This is a genomic window from Mycobacterium sp. 1245499.0, assembly GCF_001673615.1.
Taxonomy (GTDB): domain Bacteria; phylum Actinomycetota; class Actinomycetes; order Mycobacteriales; family Mycobacteriaceae; genus Mycobacterium; species Mycobacterium europaeum_A.
Map to the genome: position 1 here is coordinate 1 of NZ_LZMG01000019.1, position 981 is coordinate 981.

Annotated in this window: 1 protein-coding gene and 1 pseudogene; both read left to right on the top strand. The window is 69.5% G+C overall.

Features of this window, described 5'->3' with window-relative positions; translation table 11 throughout:
* Window positions 1-423, top strand: a pseudogene (locus tag A5646_RS00700) (primosomal protein); the annotation flags it as partial.
* 45 nt (window positions 424-468) lie between these two features.
* Window positions 469-981 (top strand): VWA domain-containing protein (locus tag A5646_RS00705; RefSeq protein WP_156765480.1); only part of this gene is annotated, 513 nt, incomplete at its 3' end.

A 981-nucleotide genomic window follows, 5' to 3' on the forward strand; every position in this document is an offset into this window, starting at 1 on the left:
AGCGTCTTCACCTCCGAGCGTGCGCTGGCCCGCTACCTGGCCGACGAGCACGACCACGACCTGGCCGACCTGAGCACCTACGACGACATCCGCACCGCCGCGACCGACGGCTCGCTGGAGGTGGAGATCACCGAGGACAACATCTACGTGCTCAGCGGGCTGGCCGATGACCTGGCCGACGGGCCGGACGCGGTGGATCGCGAGCAGTTGGAGCTGGCCGTCGAGGTGCTGCGCGACATCGGCGACTACTCCGAGGATTCCGCCGTCGACAAGGCGCTCGAGACCAGCCGGCCGCTGGGCAAGTTGGTGGCAGCCGTGCTCGAGCCCGACTCGGTCACCAAGCCGTCACCGCCGTACGCCGCGGCGGTCCGCGAGTGGGAGAAACTGGAGCAGTTCGTCGATGGACGGCTGCGCCGCGAGTAGTCCCATCGTTTGACGGTTGCGGGCTGGACGGGAAGGTTGGGTGACGTGTCGCTTCCCGGTATCGGCCCGCTGCCCCTCTACGGGTTCCAGCGTCCGGGCCTGTTGTTGTTCGGCTTGGTGCCGCTGGCCCTGCTGGCCGTCTACGTTTACGTCGCGGCCCGGCGCCGCCAACGGCTGCACCGCTACACCGACACCCCGGTGCCGCAGTCGCCGTGGCGGCACCTGCCGATCGCCGTGTCGCTGCTGAGCCTGGCGCTGTTGACCATCGCGCTGGCCACCCCCACCCACGACATGCGCATCCCGCGCAATCGCGCCGTCATCATGCTGGCGATCGACATGTCGCAGTCCATGCGGGCGACCGACGTCGAACCCAACCGGCTCAAGGCCGCCGAACAGGCCGCCTCCCAGTTCGCCGACCAGCTGACCCCGGCGATCAACCTGGGGTTGGTGGAGTTCGCGGCCAACGCCACGCTGCTGGTGCCGCCGACGACCAACCGCGGCGCGGTGAAGGCGGGCATCGACAGCTTGGCGCCGGCCCCGAAAACCGCTACCGGGGAA